Below are 18,948 nucleotides of genomic sequence, written 5' to 3' on the forward strand. Positions count from 1 at the left end.
CGGTTACACGAAGCGGAGGCAGCGGCGGTGCACATCGTCATCATGGGTTGCGGGCGCGTTGGCGCCACCCTGGCGCGCGCTCTGGAGCGGAGAGACCACTCGGTCGCCGTGATCGACATCGTGCAGGACGCGTTCCGGCGGCTCGGCCCCGACTTCCAGGGCAAGACGATCAAGGGCGTCGGCTTCGACCGGGTGGTCCTGGAGCGCGCCGGCATCGAGAAGGCGGATGGTTTCGCCGCGGTCTCCTCCGGAGACAACTCCAACGTTCTGGCCGCGCGCGTGGTGCGCGAGACCTTCGGTGTCCACAATGTGGTTGCCCGGATCTACGACCAGGGACGCGCGGAGGTGTACGAGCGACTGGGCATTCCCTCGGTGGCGACCGTGCGGTGGGCGGCCGACCAGATCCTGCGCCGGCTGCTGCCGTCCGGGTCGGAGCCGCAGTGGCGCGATCCTTCCGGCCATACCGCGCTGATCGAGGTCTACGTCCACTCCGGGTGGGTGGGCAGGACGATCGCGGCCATGGAGGCGAAGGGCAACTGCAAGATCCCCTTCCTCACCCGTTTCGGCACCGCTGTGGTCCCCTCGTCGACGACTGTCTTCCAGGACGGCGACCTGGTCTACGCCGCCGTCGCCAACACCGCCATCGCCGACGTCGAGGATGTCTTCGGCCAGGCCCCGCTCGAGCACTGAGAGGTGAGCTGAATGCGCGTCGTCATCGCCGGGGCCGGAAACGTCGGACGGTCCATCGCCCGGGAGTTGATCGGCAACGGTCATCGGATCCTGCTGATCGACCGGGATCCGGCAGCGATCAAGACCGAGAGCGTGCCGGAAGCCGACTGGTTGCTGGCAGACGCCTGCGAGCTCTCCTCGCTGGAGGAGGCGAAGCTCGACAGCTGTGACGTGGCGATCGCGGCCACCGGCGACGACAAGGCCAACCTGGTGCACTCCCTACTGGCCAAGACCGAGTTCGGGGTGCCGCGCACGGTCGCGCGGGTCAACCACCCGTCCAACGAGTGGATGTTCGACGACACCTGGGGGGTGGACGTCTCGGTGTCGACCCCACGGCTGATGTGTGCGCTGGTCGAGGAGGCGGTCACCGTCGGCGACCTGGTGCGACTGTTCAGCTTCCACAGCGGCAACGCGAACCTGGTCGAGATGACCCTGCCGGAGGGCTCGCCCCGGGTCGGCACCCAGGTGGCGGACCTCAACCTGCCCGGCGAGTCGGTGCTGGTCGCGATCGTGCGGGACGGTGCTGCCCGCGCCCCCGAACGCGATGCCGCCCTGGAGGCCAACGACGAACTGCTGTTCCTGGCTGACCCGAACTGCGAGAAGGAACTGGCTCAGTATCTGGTGCCCCGGATCGCCCGTCCCGTGGAGGCTTGAGGTCTGCCGGCCACCGCTGATCGCGGGAACGTCCTCGCCGGCCCTCAGCCGGCGATCAGCTGGTACAGCGGGTTGTAGATCCGGCGCTGGCCGTCCACGTACGACACCCGTCCCTCGACGGCCATCTCGCGCCCGGCGTCGATCCCGGGGATCTCGCGGCGGCCCATCCAGATCAAAGTGATCGCCTCGGAGCCGTCACTGAAGGTGGCCTCCAGCCAGGGCGTGCCGTTGCGCGGTTTCATGGTGAGATCGGTGACGAAGCCACGCAGCCGAACCCGTTGCCGGTCGGCGGCGTCGGCGATCCTGGTCGCCCCGGCGGCCTCGGCAACCCGCTGCCGCTCCTCGGCCTGCAGTTCGGCGTTCGACGCCCCCCAGCGGCGCAGCCTGTCGAGCAGCGGATTGCTCCTGGCCATCTAGGCCTCCTTCGTCCTGGGAAGCTCCATCGTCATCTGCTCGCCGGGCACCATCGGTTTGTCGCCCCGGCGTACCACCAGATTACGGAAGAACTCCAGGAACGGCGCAGCCTTGGTCTCATCCTGTCCCAGCGCGGCCTCGCCGAGCAGGGTGCCACGGAGCAGCCAGCGCGGCCCCTCGGCAAACCAGATCCGGGAGACGTGGTAGAGCTGCTCGTGCTTCGGCCCCTGCTGCGGCAGCACCCGCCGGATCTCCGCACCGAACGGCCCCTGGGCGACCTCGGCGGTACCACCGGCCTGCTGCGCCTCCTCGATGATGTCGTCGCGGAGTTCGCGGGCCAGGCCTCCGCTGGCGGGCGCGGCGAACAACGCCACTTCCAGGCCGGACTTCTGCCACACCCCGGTCAGCGCCTGCACCTGCCGGGTGCCCTCGTTCACCTGCAACTGCAGGTTGAGCCCCGGCCACGGCGTGACGATCAGGGTGCCCAGGTCAACGCGGGTGACGTCGTCCACGCCCAGGTCGACCTCGTCGAAGTCGAACGGGCCGTCAGCCCGCAGGTCCTCGTCCGCGTCGTCCGCCTCCGGCTCGAGGTCGTCGAACTCACCCGCATCGTCCTGCTCGTCGGCCTCCTGCTCGTCGACCTCCTGGTCGACCTCGATGAGGTCGGGGTCCTCCGCCTCCGGTGCGGTCTCCTGGTCCGCCTCCGGCGGAAGCTTCTCGTCCGCCGGCCGTTCCGGCTCGGCCTTTCCGCGCCTGCGCCCAAAGTTCACTGTGTCATCTCCTGTGTCAGTCGTTCCTGGCGGGGCCGTCCCAGCCCCGGACTCCCCCGGTGGACCCGTGCCCGCCGTCCCCGCGCACACTCGGCGGCAGTTCGTCGGCGAGCACGAAAGCGGCTCGCGCCACCCGCTGTACCACCAGCTGTGCGATCAGATCGCCCTTGCCCAGCCTGATCGGCTGGGAGGCGTCGGTGTTGAGCAGGCAGACCAGGATCTCGCCCCGGTAGCCGGCGTCGATGGTACCGGGGGCGTTCACGATGGTGAGGCCGTGACGCGCCGCCAGTCCGGAACGCGGGTGGACCAGCCCCACCCAGCCGGTCGGGATCGCGACGGCGATCCCGGTGCGCACCAGCCGTCGTTCGCCCGGCGCGAGGGTGCAGTCCTCGGCGATGGCCAGGTCGGCACCAGCGTCGCCGGGATGGGCGTAGCGCGGCAGCGGAACCTCGGGATCGAGGCGCTGCAGCCCGATCGTCACCTCGTCCTGCCATCCGGTCATCGAGGCATCCTAACGCTGATCGCCTCGGCGAGTTCGGCCGGACGGCGGCTGGAGACCAGCCAGAACGGATGGGGATCATCCGGATCGGCAACCGTGATCTCCACGCTCGTGCGGACGTAGCCGCGTGTCACCAGGTAGGCCCGCGGATCGGCTCCGGCTCTCAGCCGCTGGCGGGTTGCCGCCTCGTCCAGCGCCACGGCCTGGCCCACCCAGGGCCACTCCAGCACCGCGTTCCCGGCGTGCACCCCCTGATCGTCGATGATCACCACGACCGAGCCGTACCACCACAGCGCCACGCCGAGCCCCAGTACCACCACCGCCGTGCCCACCACACCGAACCAGGGACCGAGCACCACCCCGACCGCGACCACGAAACTCAGCCCGAAGAACAGTCCGATCCCCCACCAGGAAACCGGGACGCCGAGCCGCTCGCGAAAGACCACGCCCCCAACCTAGTGGACGCCGACCCTAGGATGGAGCCGACGGGAGCCACGAACTCCCACCGAAGGAGGCCGGTCGAGATGGCGCAGTCGAACCCTCTGATGCAGCGGACCTACGCGGGACTGCTGGGTGCTGCCGCGGGACTGGTGGCGACGAAGCTGCTCGAAGTCCTGTGGCGCCGGCTGTCCGGAGACGAACCGCCCCGGGCCGACGACCCGGAGGTGTCAGCCCGCCGAGCGGCGATCTGGGCGGCGGCCAGCGCCGCCGGAGCGGCAGTGGCGTCCGTCCTGGCCAACCGGTTCGCCTCGCGCAGCTGGCAGCGCCTGGTGAGTGGGCCGGTCAGCCGGCGCAGTCCACGCAGTAGTACTTCCCGTCCTTGACCATCGCGATCTGGCTGCGATGCTTCACCAGGAAGCAGGAGGCACAGGTGAACTCGTCGGCCTGCCTGGGCAGCACCCGGACGGTCAACTCCTCGTGGGACAGATCGGCGCCGGGCAACTCGAAGGTTTCGGCAGCCTCGACCTCGTCCTCGTCGACCTTCCCCGAGTTCTTGTCGTTGCGCCGGGTCTTCAGCTCCTCAATGCTGTCTTCGCTCTCTTCGTCAGTTTTGCGAGGGGCGTCGTAGTCCGTTGCCATACCTGTGATTCCGTCCGTTCCGCCGGAGGACTGGGGAAGTTTCCGGCCTGGTATTGCTCGATGTGCGAGGCATGCATATCACATCGGACCAAGCCCGGTCGCGGTGACCGGGTCGATCGCCTCCGGTAACGCCCAACTGGCAGCTCGTTCGGCCCGGTTGGGAACGGATCACCGCCGGGCTTGGTAGGTTACCCACAGATCAGCACCCGCACACGCACGCTGGAGAGTCGCAGATGGCAAGTCTCACGCCGAGGGAGATCCAGACCCGGATCAGGGCTGGTGAGTCCGTCGACGACGTGGCACGCGATTCCGGCATGGATCCGGAACGCGTCGAGGCCTTCGCCGTGCCGGTGATCGCCGAGCGCGAACACATCGCCGGCCAGGCCCAGCAGCACCCCGTCCGGCGGGGCGGGGAGACCATCCCGCACCGCACCCTGGGCGCGATCGTGACCGACCGGCTGCTTCCTCGCCAGGTCGATGTGGACTCCGTCGACTGGGATTCCTGGAAGTCCGAGGGACGACGCTGGACCGTGCAGGTCACCTGGACCGCGGGCAGGACCGACCACACCGCCCTGTTCACCTACGACCAGGCCGGCAGGTTCTCGGTGCCCGACAATGACGACGCCCGGTGGTTGCTGGGCCTGCACCCGCCGGCCCAGCAGGATGCGCTGCCCAGCGTGGCAGTGGCAGGAGAGGCAGAGCCGACGGTCGGGCTGAACGACGACCTGGCCCTGGTGCGGGTCGTGCAGCCCGGTGCGGAGCCGGAGGACACCGCGCCGATCGACGGCCCAGACGACGGTGATGCCGACACCGAGGACGCCTACGCCGAGGGTGAGCTGACCGAGGTGGACGGGGTGTACGACATCGTCACCGACGCCACCGGCGGGATCGACGTGCTCTACGACATGCTGTCCGCCTTCGACGAGGACTCCGTCCAGATCTACTCCGGCCTGCTGCGCACCGACGCCGATGCCGCCGCCACCCCGGTGCTGGACGAACGCGCCCCTGCGGCGTCCGAGGAGGAGCAGGCGTCGGCCGATGCTGAGCAGCCCACGCTGACCGAGGCGCTCGAGCCGGAGGCCGAACCCGCCCCGGAGCCCGAGCCGAAGGGGAAGTCGAAGCGCCGGCGGGCGCACGTCCCCAGTTGGGACGAGATCATGTTCGGCTCGCCCAAGCAGCCCTAGCCTCGGTTCGCACCGCTGGTCGAGCCCGGCGGGCCTACTCGAACGGCAACGGGTCGGGCGTCGGATCGGCCTTGGCCACCTGGGCGGTCATCCGCAGCCGGTGATGCCGCCGGCACAGCACCTGGTAGGAGACGACCCCATTCGACGCCCCGGTATCGCCCACCACCACCTGGTCGCCCTCGACCACCATCACGCCGTCGACGGTGCGTGCGTTGTGGGTGGCCGGCGCACCACACCAGCATCGCGGGCGCACCTGCAGGACCTCCATCCGGTCGCAGAGTTCGACCAACCGGCGGGAGGCCGGGAACATCGCGGTGCGGAAGTCGGTGAGGATCCCGAAGCAGAAGACCTCGATGCCGAGTTCGTCGGCGATCCTGGCCAACTGGTCGATCTGCCCCGGGGTGTAGAACTGGGCCTCGTCGCAGACCAGGAAGTCCAGCCGCTGACCGGCCGACAGCTCCGCGACGACGTACTCCCAGAAGTCCAGACTCTCCTCCACCAGCACGGCGGCCCGGGCCAGCCCAATCCGTGAGGTGATCATCGCCAGCCCGGTACGGTCCCCCTCGGTGAACAATCGGCCGGACCTGCCCGCCTCGGTCTCGGTATAGGCGATCTGCAGGGCAAGGGTCGACTTCCCGCAGTCCATCGGACCGGTGAAGTAGACGAGTTCAGCCATCGCGACGTTCCTTCCCCCGGCGTCAGGCCACCAGCAGCGGGACTGCCACCTCGGCGGCCGTCAGCGAGCCGTGCATGCCCACCAGCGTCAGTTCCTTCGGCAGGCTTCTGGTCATCACCGCTGCGCTGCCCTGCATCGCTACCAGGACGTCGCCGAAGCGGTCGGCCACCCGCGGGTTGCGGGGGCCGAACCAGCCGGCATCGAAGGCCTCGTCCCTGGTCAACACCCAGGCGCGGTCACCCAGCCGGTCCTGCCAGCGCCGGGCGACCGCCGCCACCTGTCCGGGGACGGTGTAGAGCTGCCGCAACCGGCCCTCGCCGGCGAAGTTGGTGACATCGCGCAGCAGGCCGGGCTCGTCTTCGGCCAGCAGGCGCTCGTCGACCGGGACGTTCACCATCCCGTGGTCGCCGGTGATCACCAGCCGGACGTCGGCGGGCAGCGCCTCACGCAGCGCGGACGCCAGGGCATCGCAGCGGGCCAGCGTCGCCAGCCATTGCGGTGACCCCACCCCGAAGCCGTGCCCGGTATGGTCCAGCGAGCGTTCGTAGACATAGGTGAGGGAGGGTTCGGCACTCAGGGCCGCGTCCCGGGCGAGTTCCACCCGGCGCGGGTGGTCCTCCTCGTCCTGCACCCCGATGAATCCCGGCCCGCGCAGCGCCACGGTGGTCAGGCCGCTGCCCTCGAACCGAGCCGGGCACACCGCCTGGGTGCGGACACCAGCCGAACCCAGCCGTTCGAAGTAGGTGAGCTGCGGCTGGACGTCCAGGCCGTGCACCCCGGGCGCCCACTGCAGGGCGTTGAGCACGCCGCCGATCGGACGGTAGTAGAAGGCGTAGCCGGCAATGCCGTGCTCTCCCGGCGCCAGCCCGGTACCCAGGCTGGTGATGCTGGTCGAGGTGGTGCTGGGGACACCCGAGGTGATCGGCACCGCGTTGTCGGCGAGGTCGCTCAGGAACGGGGCTGTCCCCTGCCACCAGTCCCGCTGTTCCCAGCCCAGGCCGTCCACCAGCAGCACCACGTAGCGCTGGGCCTCGGCGATACCGAGCCGGTCCACTGCCCCGGCCACGCCGAGGTGCGCACCCAGACTCGGCAGCAACTCGGCCAGCGTGCGGCTGCCGTAGGCGGGGATGACGGGAGCGGTCATCGGGTGATGCCGGTGGCCAGCTGCAGTTGGGTGCTGAACTCGATCAGCTGGTTGACCTTGGCCTCGCCGTCGGCGGCTGCGCTGATCCGCACCGTGAGGTCGTCGTTGGCCAGGTCACCGGTGTAGCCGTGGTCGGCCTCGCAGGTGGGATCGTCGCACTGGGCGGGGAGCAGGTCGATCCTGCGCATGGTGCCCCAGCCGATGGTCAGCCAGGCCTCGACCACCTTGGCACGGCGGGTGCCGTAGGACTCCGGGTTGGACACCACCTGGCTGAGCGCCACCGACCCGACCCTGCCCAGCGGCACCGACTCGGTGGTGGTCAGCGCCTGCACGGGCTCGCCCGGCGCCTCGTTCTCGTCGGTGTGGCCAACCAGCAGCCGGGTCGGGGTGAGCAGCAGCACGGACAGGTGCCGCTGGATCTCGTCGCGGTTGAAGGTCGCCTCGTGGTGTACCAGGTAGCCCTCGACCTGCTCGGGGCCGCGCGCCCGCGCGATCGCGTCCGCGATCAGTTCCGGGAAGTAGCCGCAGTCGCGAATCTCGTCCGTCAGCGCTGCCGGAAGCGCCGGACCATGTCTGTTGGGCACCGGCCCATCTTTCCACGCCGCCAGCGTGAGCGGGCAATTGGCTAAGGTGGTGGGCCGTGAGCACCCGTCCCTTCATCGCGGCACGGATCGAGGAGGTTCTCGACCGCTGGGTCGAGCGGGTGATGCGCTCGTTCGGCTGGCGGGAGCAGGTGATCTGCTACACCGGCTACGGCACCGCTGCCAGTCTGCGGTTGCTCGGACGGGTGGTCCTGGTCCCCGGACGCGCCCACACCGGGATCGGCCGGGCCACCGAGGAGTTCGTCCGGCGGCGCGGCTTCCGCAACTTCTTCACCGCGGCCGTCGTCCGGGCCGCGATCACCATCGAGGTCGGCGGCCAGGTGATCAGTACCACCACCGACCGGGGTGGGTACTTCGACGAGCGGGTGCGCAACCACGGCCTCGAACCCGGCTGGCGGCAGGTGCCGGTGCGCAGCGCCGAGTCCGCGCAGGCGCTGGCCGACGTGCACATCGTCGCCGACGACCAGCGGTTCGGGATCATCTCCGACATCGACGACACGATCATCACCACCTTGCTGCCGCGGCCGATGATCGCCGCCTGGAACACCTTCATCCGCGACGAGTCCGCCCGCCAGGCGGTGCCGGGAATGGCCCGGCTGTACACCGAACTGCTCAGGCAGCACCCCGGGGCCCCGGTGGTGTACATCTCCACCGGAGCGTGGAACACCCACGACTTCCTCTCCCGTTTCCTGACTCGTCACGCCTATCCGCACGGGCCACGGTTGATGACCGACTGGGGGCCGACCAACACCGGCTGGTTCCGCTCCGGCCCGGCACACAAGCGCGAGACCATGCTGCAACTGACCCGGGACTTCCCCGAGATCCGCTGGCTGCTGGTCGGCGACGACGGCCAGCACGACCTCGCGCTCTACAGCGAGTTCGCCCAGTTGGCGCCCGACCGGGTGCGAGCAATCGCGATCCGGCAACTCTCCCCTGCCGAACAACTGCTGGCCCACGGCTCTGCCACCGCGCTGGAGGAGGAGGGACGCGGGCTGCCCTGCGGCATCGGGGTCTACACCGCTCCGGACGGCCGCGGCCTGCTCGCCCAGTTGCGGGACCTGCCGGAACTCACCTGACCCGCTGACACGGCCCGGTTGCGCCGGGCGGGCGCCGATCCTTGGCAGAATCAAGTGGCCTCCGCGCCCCGGGGGCAGGACAGATGTGAGGAACCATGGCTGCAAAACCGCCACCATCGACCGAGGACGAGGTAGCTGAACGCATCATCGATGTGGACGTCTCGACGGAGATGGAGACCAGCTTCCTCGAGTACGCCTACTCGGTGATCTATGCCCGCGCGCTGCCCGATGCCCGCGACGGGCTCAAGCCGGTGCAGCGGCGCATCCTCTACACCATGGACGACATGGGCATCCGTCCCCACGTCGCCCATGTGAAGTGCGCCCGGGTGGTCGGCCAGGTGATGGGCCAGTTGCATCCGCACGGCGACGCCGCGATCTACGACGCGCTGGTTCGCCTCGGCCAGCCGTGGGCGATGCGGCTGCCGGTGGTGGACGGCCACGGCAACTTCGGCTCGCTCGACTCCGGCCCCGCCGCGATGCGCTACACCGAGTGCCGGATGGCGCCGGCGGCGCTGGCGATGACCGCCGGCCTCGACCAGGACACTGTCGACTTCCGGCCCAACTACGACGGCAAGGAGACCGAGCCGTCCGTGCTGCCGGCCGCCTTCCCGAACCTGCTGGTCAACGGTTCCACCGGGATCGCGGTGGGCATGGCCACCAACATCCCGCCGCACAACCTGGTCGAGACCGTCCAGGCCTGCAAACATCTGCTGAAGCACCCCGAGGCCTCGGTCGACGACCTGATGAAGTACGTCCCGGGGCCCGACCTGCCGGCCGGCGGCAAGATCGTCGGCCTGGACGGTATCCGCGAGGCCTATCAGACCGGACGCGGGGTGTTCAGGGTGCGGGCCACCGCGCGGGTCGAGCAGGTGCATGCCCGCCGCCGCGGGATCGTGGTCACCGAGCTTCCCTACATGATCGGCCCGGAGCGGATCATCGAGCAGGTGAAGACCCTGGTGCAGTCCAAGAAGCTGCAGGGCATCAGCGACATCAAGGACCTCACCGACCTGGCCAACGGCACCCGGCTGGTGATCGAGGTCAAGAACGGCTTCAACCCCGAGGCCCTCCTGGAGGAGTTGTACCGGCTGACCAAGCTGGAGGACTCCTTCGGGATCAACATGGTCGCCCTGGTGGACGGGCAGCCGTCCACGCTGTCGCTGAAGGACGCCCTGGAGGTCTACCTGCGGCACCGGGTGGAGGTCATCCGGCGCCGCTCGGCGTTCCTGCTGGGCAAGGCCAGCGACCGCCTGCATCTGGTCGAGGGCCTGCTGATCGCGATCGTCGACATCGACGACGTGATCGCGATCATCCGCTCCTCCGACGACGCGTCGGCCGCCCGGGCCCGGCTGATGGAGGTCTTCGAACTCACCGAGACCCAGACCAACTACATCCTCGACATGCAGTTGCGCCGGTTGACGAAGTTCAGCCGGATCGAGCTGGAGGCCGAACGGGACAAGCTGTGGGAGACCATCGCCGAGCTGCAGGCCATCCTGGACTCCGAGCAGCGGCAGCGCGAGGTGGTCGCCGACGAGTTGGACGAGGTGGCCCGCAGCCACGGCACCCCGCGGCGCACCGTCCTGCTGGCCTCGGCCGGGACGGTGGTCACCGCCGCCAAGGCGGCACCGCTGGAGATCGCCGACGACCCCTGCTGGGTGATGCTCTCCTCCGCCGGGCTGCTGGCACGCACCGACTCCGATGCGCCGCTGCCCAGTTCCGGCCCGCGCGGGGTGCACGACCTGATCCTGGCCACCGCGAGGACCACGGCCCGCGGCGAGTTCGGCGTGCTGACCAGCCACGGCCGGCTGGTCCGCGGCCAGGCGATCGACCTGCCCAGCGTCCCGCTCACCGCCTCGGCTCCGAGCCTGCAGGGCGGCTCGCTCGCCTCAGAGCTGCTGGAACTCGCCCCCGGCGAGCGCATCCTGGGTCTGACCAGCCTGACCGCCGACACCGCCGGCTGGGCGCTGGGCACGGCGAACGGCGTGGTCAAACGAGTGAACCCCGAGCTGCTCAGCAAGGACGCCTGGGAGATCATCCGGCTTGAGGACGGCGACCAGGTGGTCGGTGCGGTCGAACTGCTGCATGATCTGGACGAGCTGGTCTTCATCACCTCCGACGCCCAGTTGCTCCACTTCCCTGCCGCCGGCGTGCGGCCGCAGGGACGCTCCGGCGGCGGGATGGCGGGCGTCCGGCTGTCGGCCGGAGCACGGGCGATCTTCTTCGGTGCCTCGCCCAGCGCCGACGCGGTGGTGGTCTCGGTGTCCGGCTCCTCGGCCGCGCTGCCGGGGACCGAGGCCGGGCGGGCGAAGGTCACCCCGTTCGCGCAGTACCCGGGCAAGGGCCGGGCGACCGGCGGGGTGCGCTGCCACGCCTTCCTGAAGGGCGAGGACACCCTGCTCGCCGCCTGGGTCGGCCCCGAACCGGCGATTGCCGCGGCGGCTTCCGGGTCCCCCATCGACCTCCCCCAGCCCGACCCCCGGCGGGACGCCTCCGGTACCCCCGCCGGCCAGCCGATCGCCGCGATCGGCTCCCGCTACCACGGCTAGGGTGTGCCCATGGTCTCGAGCTTTGACGATCTGCTGGCCGCCAACCGCCGCTACGCGGTCTCCGCGCCCCGCAGCTTCGACGGCTACGCCCATGCCGGGGTCGCCGTGGTCACCTGCATGGACTCGCGACTGCAGCCGCTGGAGATGATCGGCCTGCACCTCGGTGAGGCGAAGATCCTGCGCACCCCGGGCGGCCATGTCACCGCCGACGCCCTGGCCGGCTGCGTGCTGGCCGTCCAGCTGCTGCGGGTCAACCGCATCCTGGTGGTCGCCCACACCCGCTGCGCGATGGCCAACGACGACGACACGCTGCGGCGCCAGATCGCCGAGGCCAGTGGCCTCGACACCGCCGGCCTGGAGTTCGGCGGTGATCCCGACCAGCTGGGACGGCTGCGCAGCGATGTCGATCTGCTGGCCAGCCACCCGCTGATCCAGGGACGGGCCGATGTCGGCGGCTTCCGCTATGACGTCGAGAGCGGACTGCTGGAACAGCTGTGCTGAGCAGCGCTCAGGCGTCGATGCGCTCGGCATCCAGGGCGTAGGCCCCTTCGATCAGGAACTGCTTGCGCGGCGCCACGTCATTGCCCATCAGCTTGTCGAAGGTAGTCGCCGCCAGTTCGGCGTCGTCGATGGTGATCCGGCGCAGCGTGCGGTGCCGGGGGTTCATCGTGGTGTCGGCGAGCTGGTCGGCGTCCATCTCCCCCAGCCCCTTGTAGCGCTGCGGCTGCTTGAACCCGACTCCTCGCTTGGTCAGCTCGGCCAGCGTGCGGCGGTACTCGGCCTCGTTGTAGGTGTAGAGGTACTTCTCCTGGCCCTTGCGGGGATTGGTCAGCTCGAACCGGTGCAGCGGCGGCACGGCGGTGTAGACCCGGCCGTGCTCGATCATCGGCCGCATGTACTTGAAGAACAGGGTCGCCAGCAGGGTGCGGATGTGGGCGCCGTCGGCGTCGGCGTCGGCCATGAAGATGACCTTGGAGTACCGGGCCTGGTCGATGTCGAAGGTCCGGCCCGAGCCCGCCCCCACCACCTGGATGATGGAGGCACATTCAAGGTTCTTCAGCATGTCGCCGACCGAGGCCTTCTGAACATTGAGGATCTTGCCACGGATCGGCAGGAGCGCCTGGAACTCCGAATCACGGGCCAGTTTCGCAGTGCCGAGCGCCGAGTTGCCCTCGACGATGAACAGTTCGGTGCGGTCGAGATCGGTGCTGCGGCAGTCGGCCAGCTTGGTCGGCAGCGAACTCGACTCCAGGGCGTTCTTGCGCCGCTGCGCCTCCTTGTGGGCGCGGGCGGCGACCCGGGTGCGCGAGGCCCCGACCACCTTCTCCATCACCGCCCGGGCCTGGGGACGCTGGGCGGCCCTGGTCGAGGTCAGGAAGTCGGTCAGTTCGCTCTCCACGATCCGGGTGACCAGCCGGGAGACCGGCGGGGTACCGAGCACCTCCTTGGTCTGGCCCTCGAACTGAGGCTCGGCCAGGCTGACTGTCACCACGGCGGTGAGGCCCTCCAGGATGTCGTCCTTGAGCACCTCCTCGCCGTTCTTCAGCAGCCGGGTGCCGTCCAGCGAGCGGCCGAAGGCGCGCACCAGGCCGCGTTCGAAGCCCGCGACGTGCGTGCCGCCCTTGGGTGTGGCGATGATGTTGACAAAGGAGGTCAGCTTCGACTCGTAGCCGGTTCCCCAGCGCACCGCGATGTCGACATCGAGGTTCCGCTCAACGTCGGTGGGGGTCATCGAGCCGCTGTCGTCCAGCATCGGGACGGTTTCACTGAAGCTGTCCGAACCGCGCAACCGGATCACCTCGGTGACCGGCGGATCGGTGGCCAGGTAGTCGCAGAACTCCGAGATGCCGCCGTCGTGCTTGAAGGTCTCGGTGGTGTCGGTGCCGTCCCGGCTGTCGGTGACCACCAGCTCGAGCCCGGGCACCAGGAAACTGGTCTGCCGGGCGCGGTCGAGCAGATGCTTCAGCGAGAGCTGGGCGTCCGGCAGGAAGATCTGCCGATCAGGCCAGTAGCGCACCCGGGTACCGGTGGCGCCCTTCGCCGTCCGGCCGACCTTGCGCAGACCGCCACCCGGGGTGAACGGCACTGTCGGTCCGTCGCCGTCGAAGACACCGGGCACGCCGCGGCGGAAGCTCATCGCGTGGGTTGTGCCGCCGCGGTCGACCTCGACGTCGAGCCGGGACGACAGCGCGTTCACCACGGACGCGCCGACACCGTGCAGGCCGCCGGTGGCGTTGTACGAGCCGGCACCGAACTTGCCGCCGGCGTGCAGCTTGGTGAAGACCACCTCGACCCCGCTGAGGCCGGTCTTGGGTTCGTTGTCGACCGGGATACCGCGGGCGCGGTCATGGACGACCACGCTGCCGTCGGCGGCGAGCCGGATGTCGATCTTCTTGCCGAACCCGGCCAGCGCCTCGTCCACCGCGTTGTCGATGATCTCCCACAGGCAGTGCATCAGGCCCCGGGTGTCGGTGGAGCCGATGTACATCGCGGGCCGCTTGCGGACGGCCTCCAGACCTTCGAGTACGAGCAGGTGCCGGGCCTCGTAGTCTCGGCCTTCTGCGGCCAGGGGATTCTTCGTCGTCACGCCGAGGAGATTATCTCGGCACGGTGACAGTTCGGTGGAGGTTGGGTTACGGTGTCGGGCTTCCCGGACACTGTCCCCGCAAGCGCCTAGAATGGATGGTGCCGGGAGGGGCATGGCGGGAACGAATCCATCGCCCTCGACGTTGTACCGGCGACGAGATGGTGAGAACCAGCGAGAGAGTGAGGAGCAACGATGAGTGCACCAGTTCTGGAAGGTCTGACGGCAGCCGATCGCTGCGATCGTTGTGGCGCCCAGGCGTATGTCCGGGTAACCCTCTCCTCCGGCGGCGAACTGCTCTTCTGTGGCCACCACGGCCGCGCCCACTCGGCCAAGCTGAGCCAGGTCGCGCTGAAGATTCACGACGAGACGAGCAAGCTCTCCTGAGTCCCCGACTTCACGCACGTGGCCCCGGTTCGAACAGCCGGGGCCACGTTGTTTGTGCCGGGGCTTCGACCCATGATGAGCGGTTAGGGTGATCGGGTGAGCGAAGCACCGTATGGAGCCTGGGCCTCCCCCATCACCGCCGACGACCTGACCGCCGCCACTGTCAGCCTGGCCGGCGGGATCGTGGACGACGGCGTTCGGTACTGGACGCAGGCCCATCCCGAACAGGCCGGACGGGTCGGACTGTGGCGTGAGGACGCACGCGGACGCGTCGAACTCACTCCCCAAGGGTATGTCCGCACCGGGGTGAACGAGTACGGCGGCGGCGACTGGACGGTTGCCGCCGGTGTCGTGGTGTACTCCGCCTGGCCAGAGGGCTCACTGCACGTGATCGAGACCGACGGCACCACCCGCCGCTTCGCCCCGGGCGGTCCGTGGCGATACGCGGCTCTCTTCCTCGACCCGGCCCGGCGGCTGGTCCTGGCGGTCCGCGAGGACCACACCGTGGCTGCTGCCGAGCCGATCACCACGATCGTGGCACTCGACCTCGACTCCGCCAACCCCGAGGGCGGCCGGGTGCTGGTCAGCGGAGCCGACTTCTACGCCCACCCGGTGCTCAGCCCCGACGGGCGACTGGCCTGGGTGGAGTGGGACCACCCCGCCATGCCCTGGGACGCGACCCGGCTCAAGGTGGCTCCGTTGGCCGACCTGGCCTCGGCCGTCAGCGTCGGCGGTGGCGATGGCGTCGCGGCGCTCTACCCGGCCTGGTCACCGGACGGTTCGCTGGTCTTCCTCGCCGACCAGACCGGCTTCTGGAACTTCTACCGCTGGGACGGCGAGGCCACCGGCCTGCTCTACGAAGCACCCTGCGAGTTCTGCGGACCGGCCTGGACGCTCGCCCCGGCGCCCTACAGCATCATCGACGCCGGCCGGATCGGCTGCAGTCCGCTGGTGCACGGGTTCGGCTCACTGGCCGTTCTCCACCACGGCCCGGACGCACCGGCACGACTGGAGCTGATCGAGTCCGACGCGGTGTCGGTGCTGGTCAGCGGCCACGGGCAGCGCACCCTGGCCCTGCTCGGCTATGCCGACCGGCCAGCGGCACTTGTGGAGGTCGACTGGACGACCCGAGCCCTGACGCCGGTGCGGACCAGCTCCGACCGCGTCCTCGACCCCGCCCTGATCTCCCGCGCGCAACCGGTCAGTTGGGCGAGCCCGGACGGCGAGGTGCACGCCTGGTACTACCCGCCCACCAATCCTGCCTTCACCGCGCCGGATGGCGAGTTGCCGCCCGTCCAGGTCTGGAGCCACGGTGGGCCGACCGGCTTCTCCAGCCCCGAGTTCCGCATCGCCACCCAGTTCTGGACCTCCCGCGGGATCGGCATCCTGGACGTGAACTACAGCGGCTCGGCCGGCTTCGGGCGGGCCTACCGGGAGCGACTGAAGGGCAGCTGGGGCATCACCGACGTCCGCGACTGCTCCGACGGCGCACTCGCCCTGGTGGAGCGCGGTCTGGCCGACGGCGACCGGTTGTCGATCCGGGGCGGCTCGGCGGGCGGCTACACCACCTTGGCGGCCCTCACCTTCACCGATGTCTTCGCCGCCGGAATCAGCCTCTACGGGATCGGCGACCTGGAAGCGCTGGCCACCGATACCCACAAGTTCGAGAGCCGCTACCTCGACAGTCTGGTGGCGCCCTACCCTGCCGGACGCGAGGTCTATCTGGAACGCTCCCCGCTCTACCACCTCGACGGGCTGAACTGCCCGATGCTGATCCTGCAGGGCACCGAGGACAAGGTGGTGCCGCCCGACCAGGCCGAGCAGATGGTGTCCGCCGTCCGCGGCAAGGGGCTGCCGGTCGCCTACCTGCTGTTCGAGGGCGAAGGCCACGGATTCCGCGCCGCGGAGAACATCAGCGCCACCGCCCAGGCCGCTCTGGCCTTCCTGGGACGGGTGCACGGCTTCACTCCGGCCGACGACCTGCCCGCCCTCGACCTGCGCTGACGGCAAGCCTGGCGATCACGGCTCCCGGGGTTCGGGCCGCTCCTTGTCGTGGTGCGGTTCGTGGTGGTGCAGCAGGGTCGGCGGCTCGTCCGGCTCGGGCAACGGCATCAGGGTGCGGGGCACCCGTGGCTCGGAGGCGATCTCGGGCACCATGCCAGCGGTGACCGTGACGGTCTGCACCTGCGGCGCGCGGCGGAGCCGGCCGCGGACCGCGGTGGCGGCTCTGGTGAGCAGCGAGTTGATGATGATGTACATCACGGCCAGCACGATCATGGTCGGGATCAGGTTGCCGAAGACCGACGCCAGGTTCGTGCCAGCGCGCATCAGCTCGAGGTAGTTGATCATGTAGCCCAGCGCGGAGTCCTTCAGGATCACCACCAGCTGGCTGAGCATGGACGGTGCCATCGCTGTGAGCGCCTGCGGCAGCAGGATCGTGGTCAGCGTCACCATCGGGGTCAGCCCGATTGCCAGCCCGGCCTCCTTCTGGCCCTTCGGCAGGGCGTTCACCCCGGAGCGCACCAGCTCGGCAATCACGCAGGAGTTGTACAGCGTCAGGCCGACCACGACCCCGAAGAAGGGCGAGATCGAGCCGGTGATCCGCAGCGCGTACACCCCGGCGTAGTAGGCGAAGATCATCATCATCAGCACCGGGACGGAGCGGAAGAACTCGACGAAGACGCCACACACCCACCGCACCCAGCGCAGCCGCACCAGCCGTCCGATCCCGAGCAGCACCCCAAACAGCAGCGACAACACCACTGACACCACGGCCGCCAGCAGTGTTCCCAGCAGACCCGGCAGCAGGTAGTTGACCCAGGCCGACGAGGTGAGGAAGGGCATCCACTTCTCGGCGGTGAACTGGTTGTTGCGCGGCCGGGTGGTCGGCTCCGGCAGATCGAGCATCCGGTAGACGATGAAGGCCAGGATCGCCAGCAGCACCACGCCCCCGACAACCGCGACAACGCGATAGCGCGCCCGTGCCTTCGGGCCGGGGACGTCGAACAGGACGGAGGTCTCGGCGCTCATCGGGCCACCCCCAACCGGTTGGAGAGCCAGGTGAACAGCACGCCCATCGGCAGGGTGAGGATGACGAACCCGACGGCCATCAGGAAGAACACCGCGTAGAGGTGGTTGGGCGAGAACTCGATCATGTTGCGCATCATGTAGGCGGCCTCACCGACGCCGATGGTGGCCGCCACCGTGGTGTTCTTGGTGAGCGCGATCAGGGTGTTCCCCAGCGGCGCGATCGCGCCGCGGAAGGCCTGCGGCAGGATCACATGACGCAATGCCGGGCCGAAGGACAGCCCGATCGAGCGGGCGGCCTCCGCCTGTCCGGCGGGGATGGTGTTGACCCCGGACCGGATCGCCTCGGCGACGAAGGAGGCGTGGTAGATCGACAACCCGACCACCGCCCAGCGGAAGCCGTTCTCGACGATGCTGTCCGGCGCCAGCTGGATGGCCAGCACATTGTTCAGGCCCAGCAGGCACAGCGCGATGATCAGGGTCAGCGGAGTGTTGCGGAAGATGGTGACATACCAGGCGCCCACCTTCTGCAGCACGGCCACCGGGGACACCCGGCAGATCGCCACCACCGTCCCGATCAGCAGTGCGCCCAGCGCACCGCCGAGGGTCAGTTTGATCGTCATGAAGAACGCGCCCAGTACGTCGTACTGGGTCAGCAGCGCCCCCAGGCCTTCCATGGCACTCCTTCGGCCCGGTTCGCCGGCCCCTGTGGAGGTCGGCGAACCGGTCGGTCGAACTCAGCTGCAGGGATCGGTGGTCGGCGGGTTGGTCGTCGCGTCAGGGACGAACCCGGACGGGCCGACCGTGGCGTCGAGCGCCTTCTGCCAGGAGCCGTCGGCGACCATCGAGGCCAGCGCGGTGTTGATCGCCTCACAGAGCTGGGTATCGCCCTTCTTGATGCCGACGCCGTAGCGCTCGGTGGTGAACGGCGCGCCCACCACCTTGAGCTTGCCGGCGTACTGCGGCTGGGCGGCGAAGCCGGCCAGGATCACGTTGTCGGTGGTCACCGCGTCGATCGTGCCGGCGGCCAGGGCCTCCACACACTTGGAGTAGGTGTCGAGCTCCTGCAGCTGGACGGTCTGGATGTAGTCGTCCTGCACCTTCTTGGCCGAGGTCGAGCCCACCACCGAGCAGAGCTTCTTGCCGCCCATCGTCTCCGGACCGGTGATGTCGGTGTTCGACGAGGACACCAGCAGGTCCTGGCCGGCGACGAAGTAGGGGCCGGCGAAGGAGACCCGCTCCTTGCGGGCGTCAGTGATCGAGTAGGTGGCGAAGATCATCTTGACCTGGTCGGACTCCAGCAGGGTCTCGCGCTGGGCCGAGGGCGACTCCTTGAACTCCACCTCGGTGTAGCCCAGCGCCTTGGCCACGTACTTGGCAACCTCGACGTCGAACCCGGTGTAGGAGTCGCCCTCCTTCAGGCCCAGGCCGGGCTGGTCGAACTTGATCCCGATGACGACCTTGCCACCCTGCCCGGGCGGGCCTCCGGCGGAACTGCTCCCGGCACACGCGGTCAGCGATGCGGCCATCGTCAGTGCGGCTGCGGCAGCCAGGGCTGCCTTGGCGTACTTCATGGTTT

General features: G+C 69.3%; 21 protein-coding genes. 9 read left to right on the forward strand and 12 right to left on the reverse strand.

The window, feature by feature from the left end; all coding sequences use genetic code 11:
• The first annotated feature begins 42 nt into the window (after positions 1–42).
• Entirely contained in the window at positions 43–690 is a 648-nt protein-coding gene (locus tag VB080_RS04350; RefSeq protein WP_323417273.1) for a TrkA family potassium uptake protein, read from the forward strand.
• A gap of 12 nt (positions 691–702) precedes the next feature.
• Positions 703–1,383, forward strand: a complete 681-nt coding sequence (locus VB080_RS04355) for a TrkA family potassium uptake protein (protein WP_323417207.1) — start codon at positions 703–705, stop codon at positions 1,381–1,383.
• Positions 1,384–1,427: 44 nt separating this feature from the next.
• Here the strand turns inward: VB080_RS04355 and VB080_RS04360 are convergent, their stop codons facing one another.
• From VB080_RS04360 to VB080_RS04375, 4 genes are read right to left on the reverse strand one after another with little or no spacing between them, the layout of a single operon-like run.
• Positions 1,428–1,796, reverse strand: coding sequence for an OB-fold nucleic acid binding domain-containing protein (locus VB080_RS04360; protein WP_323417208.1), 369 nt, complete (start codon positions 1,794–1,796; stop codon positions 1,428–1,430).
• The gene (locus VB080_RS04365) at positions 1,797–2,567 is read right to left on the reverse strand and encodes a DUF3710 domain-containing protein (protein ID WP_323417209.1); all 771 of its coding nucleotides are present in this window, start codon (positions 2,565–2,567) and stop codon (positions 1,797–1,799) included.
• Between the two features lie 16 nt (positions 2,568–2,583).
• Entirely contained in the window at positions 2,584–3,069 is a 486-nt protein-coding gene (gene dut / locus VB080_RS04370) for a dUTP diphosphatase (protein ID WP_323417210.1), read from the reverse strand.
• Positions 3,066–3,512 carry a DUF3093 domain-containing protein gene (locus tag VB080_RS04375; protein ID WP_323417211.1) on the reverse strand — a complete coding sequence of 149 codons (447 nt, stop codon included), beginning with the start codon at positions 3,510–3,512 and terminating at the stop codon, positions 3,066–3,068. Before VB080_RS04375 ends, dut begins: the two co-directional genes overlap by 4 nt.
• Positions 3,513–3,590: 78 nt before the next feature.
• Between VB080_RS04375 and VB080_RS04380 the strand changes: the two genes are divergently transcribed.
• Positions 3,591–3,890, forward strand: coding sequence for a DUF4235 domain-containing protein (locus tag VB080_RS04380; protein ID WP_323417212.1), 300 nt, complete (start codon positions 3,591–3,593; stop codon positions 3,888–3,890).
• On the opposite strand, the gene VB080_RS04385 is transcribed toward VB080_RS04380, so the two are convergent.
• Positions 3,850–4,146, reverse strand: a complete 297-nt coding sequence (locus VB080_RS04385; protein WP_323417213.1) for a DUF4193 domain-containing protein — start codon at positions 4,144–4,146, stop codon at positions 3,850–3,852. The genes VB080_RS04380 and VB080_RS04385 overlap by 41 nt on opposite strands.
• A 167-nt stretch (positions 4,147–4,313) precedes the next feature.
• Here VB080_RS04385 and sepH point away from each other — a divergent pair, with 167 nt between their 5' ends.
• On the forward strand, positions 4,314–5,330 hold the full coding sequence (gene sepH / locus VB080_RS04390; RefSeq protein WP_323417274.1) for a septation protein SepH: 1,017 nt from the start codon (positions 4,314–4,316) through the stop codon (positions 5,328–5,330).
• A gap of 34 nt (positions 5,331–5,364) precedes the next feature.
• Here the strand turns inward: sepH and VB080_RS04395 are convergent, their stop codons facing one another.
• Genes VB080_RS04395 through VB080_RS04405 form a run of 3 tightly spaced genes read right to left on the reverse strand, consistent with a single transcriptional unit; the run spans position 5,365 to position 7,734 of the window.
• A complete protein-coding gene (locus tag VB080_RS04395; protein WP_323417214.1) occupies positions 5,365–6,006 on the reverse strand; it encodes a thymidine kinase in 642 nt (213 codons plus the stop codon).
• A 22-nt stretch (positions 6,007–6,028) separates the two neighbouring features.
• Positions 6,029–7,150, reverse strand: coding sequence for a nucleotide pyrophosphatase/phosphodiesterase family protein (locus VB080_RS04400; protein ID WP_323417215.1), 1,122 nt, complete (start codon positions 7,148–7,150; stop codon positions 6,029–6,031).
• On the reverse strand, positions 7,147–7,734 hold the full coding sequence (locus tag VB080_RS04405) for a DUF5998 family protein (protein ID WP_323417216.1): 588 nt from the start codon (positions 7,732–7,734) through the stop codon (positions 7,147–7,149). Before VB080_RS04405 ends, VB080_RS04400 begins: the two co-directional genes overlap by 4 nt.
• Positions 7,735–7,790: 56 nt before the next feature.
• On the opposite strand from VB080_RS04405, the gene VB080_RS04410 reads away from it, so the two are divergent.
• The 3 genes from VB080_RS04410 to VB080_RS04420 all read left to right on the forward strand — a co-directional run bounded on the left by VB080_RS04410 (position 7,791) and on the right by VB080_RS04420 (position 11,872).
• Positions 7,791–8,828 carry an App1 family protein gene (locus tag VB080_RS04410; RefSeq protein ID WP_323417217.1) on the forward strand — a complete coding sequence of 346 codons (1,038 nt, stop codon included), beginning with the start codon at positions 7,791–7,793 and terminating at the stop codon, positions 8,826–8,828.
• A gap of 95 nt (positions 8,829–8,923) precedes the next feature.
• On the forward strand, positions 8,924–11,371 hold the full coding sequence (locus VB080_RS04415) for a DNA topoisomerase IV subunit A (RefSeq protein ID WP_323417218.1): 2,448 nt from the start codon (positions 8,924–8,926) through the stop codon (positions 11,369–11,371).
• Positions 11,372–11,380: 9 nt separating this feature from the next.
• Positions 11,381–11,872, forward strand: a complete 492-nt coding sequence (locus tag VB080_RS04420; RefSeq protein WP_323417219.1) for a carbonic anhydrase — start codon at positions 11,381–11,383, stop codon at positions 11,870–11,872.
• Positions 11,873–11,879: 7 nt separating this feature from the next.
• On the opposite strand, the gene VB080_RS04425 is transcribed toward VB080_RS04420, so the two are convergent.
• On the reverse strand, positions 11,880–14,072 hold the full coding sequence (locus tag VB080_RS04425; RefSeq protein ID WP_416339598.1) for a DNA gyrase/topoisomerase IV subunit B: 2,193 nt from the start codon (positions 14,070–14,072) through the stop codon (positions 11,880–11,882).
• A 78-nt stretch (positions 14,073–14,150) separates the two neighbouring features.
• Between VB080_RS04425 and VB080_RS04430 the strand changes: the two genes are divergently transcribed.
• Positions 14,151–14,342 (forward strand): hypothetical protein, encoded by a 192-nt coding sequence (locus VB080_RS04430; protein WP_323417221.1) that lies wholly within the window; start codon positions 14,151–14,153, stop codon positions 14,340–14,342.
• A gap of 96 nt (positions 14,343–14,438) precedes the next feature.
• Entirely contained in the window at positions 14,439–16,346 is a 1,908-nt protein-coding gene (locus tag VB080_RS04435) for a prolyl oligopeptidase family serine peptidase (protein ID WP_323417222.1), read from the forward strand.
• Positions 16,347–16,361: 15 nt separating this feature from the next.
• Here the strand turns inward: VB080_RS04435 and VB080_RS04440 are convergent, their stop codons facing one another.
• Genes VB080_RS04440 through VB080_RS04450 form a run of 3 tightly spaced genes read right to left on the reverse strand, consistent with a single transcriptional unit; the run spans position 16,362 to position 18,943 of the window.
• Entirely contained in the window at positions 16,362–17,372 is a 1,011-nt protein-coding gene (locus VB080_RS04440; protein WP_323417223.1) for an amino acid ABC transporter permease, read from the reverse strand.
• Positions 17,369–18,046: an amino acid ABC transporter permease gene (locus tag VB080_RS04445; RefSeq protein ID WP_323417224.1), complete on the reverse strand. Its 678-nt coding sequence runs from the start codon at positions 18,044–18,046 to the stop codon at positions 17,369–17,371. The genes VB080_RS04440 and VB080_RS04445 overlap by 4 nt, the downstream gene beginning before the upstream one ends.
• Before the next feature lie 60 nt (positions 18,047–18,106).
• Entirely contained in the window at positions 18,107–18,943 is an 837-nt protein-coding gene (locus VB080_RS04450) for a glutamate ABC transporter substrate-binding protein (protein WP_323417225.1), read from the reverse strand.
• Between the last annotated feature and the right edge of the window lie 5 nt (positions 18,944–18,948).

This window comes from Propionicimonas sp., assembly GCF_034927565.1.
GTDB lineage: Bacteria > Actinomycetota > Actinomycetes > Propionibacteriales > Propionibacteriaceae > Propionicimonas.

Bases quoted from the DNA above. Each gene is read 5' to 3' on its own strand.
- VB080_RS04425 (WP_416339598.1), bottom strand. From the start codon at position 14,072: ATGCCCCTCCCGGCACCATCCATTCTAGGCGCTTGCGGGGACAGTGTC.
- VB080_RS04350 (WP_323417273.1), top strand. From the start codon at position 43: ATGGGTTGCGGGCGCGTTGGCGCCACCCTGGCGCGCGCTCTGGAGCGG.
- VB080_RS04440 (WP_323417223.1), bottom strand. From the start codon at position 17,372: ATGAGCGCCGAGACCTCCGTCCTGTTCGACGTCCCCGGCCCGAAGGCA.
- VB080_RS04355 (WP_323417207.1), top strand. From the start codon at position 703: ATGCGCGTCGTCATCGCCGGGGCCGGAAACGTCGGACGGTCCATCGCC.
- VB080_RS04430 (WP_323417221.1), top strand. From the start codon at position 14,151: ATGAGTGCACCAGTTCTGGAAGGTCTGACGGCAGCCGATCGCTGCGAT.
- VB080_RS04420 (WP_323417219.1), top strand. From the start codon at position 11,381: ATGGTCTCGAGCTTTGACGATCTGCTGGCCGCCAACCGCCGCTACGCG.
- VB080_RS04385 (WP_323417213.1), bottom strand. From the start codon at position 4,146: ATGGCAACGGACTACGACGCCCCTCGCAAAACTGACGAAGAGAGCGAA.
- VB080_RS04445 (WP_323417224.1), bottom strand. From the start codon at position 18,046: ATGGAAGGCCTGGGGGCGCTGCTGACCCAGTACGACGTACTGGGCGCG.
- dut (WP_323417210.1), bottom strand. From the start codon at position 3,069: ATGACCGGATGGCAGGACGAGGTGACGATCGGGCTGCAGCGCCTCGAT.
- VB080_RS04380 (WP_323417212.1), top strand. From the start codon at position 3,591: ATGGCGCAGTCGAACCCTCTGATGCAGCGGACCTACGCGGGACTGCTG.
- VB080_RS04415 (WP_323417218.1), top strand. From the start codon at position 8,924: ATGGCTGCAAAACCGCCACCATCGACCGAGGACGAGGTAGCTGAACGC.
- VB080_RS04395 (WP_323417214.1), bottom strand. From the start codon at position 6,006: ATGGCTGAACTCGTCTACTTCACCGGTCCGATGGACTGCGGGAAGTCG.
- VB080_RS04400 (WP_323417215.1), bottom strand. From the start codon at position 7,150: ATGACCGCTCCCGTCATCCCCGCCTACGGCAGCCGCACGCTGGCCGAG.
- VB080_RS04360 (WP_323417208.1), bottom strand. From the start codon at position 1,796: ATGGCCAGGAGCAATCCGCTGCTCGACAGGCTGCGCCGCTGGGGGGCG.
- VB080_RS04450 (WP_323417225.1), bottom strand. From the start codon at position 18,943: ATGAAGTACGCCAAGGCAGCCCTGGCTGCCGCAGCCGCACTGACGATG.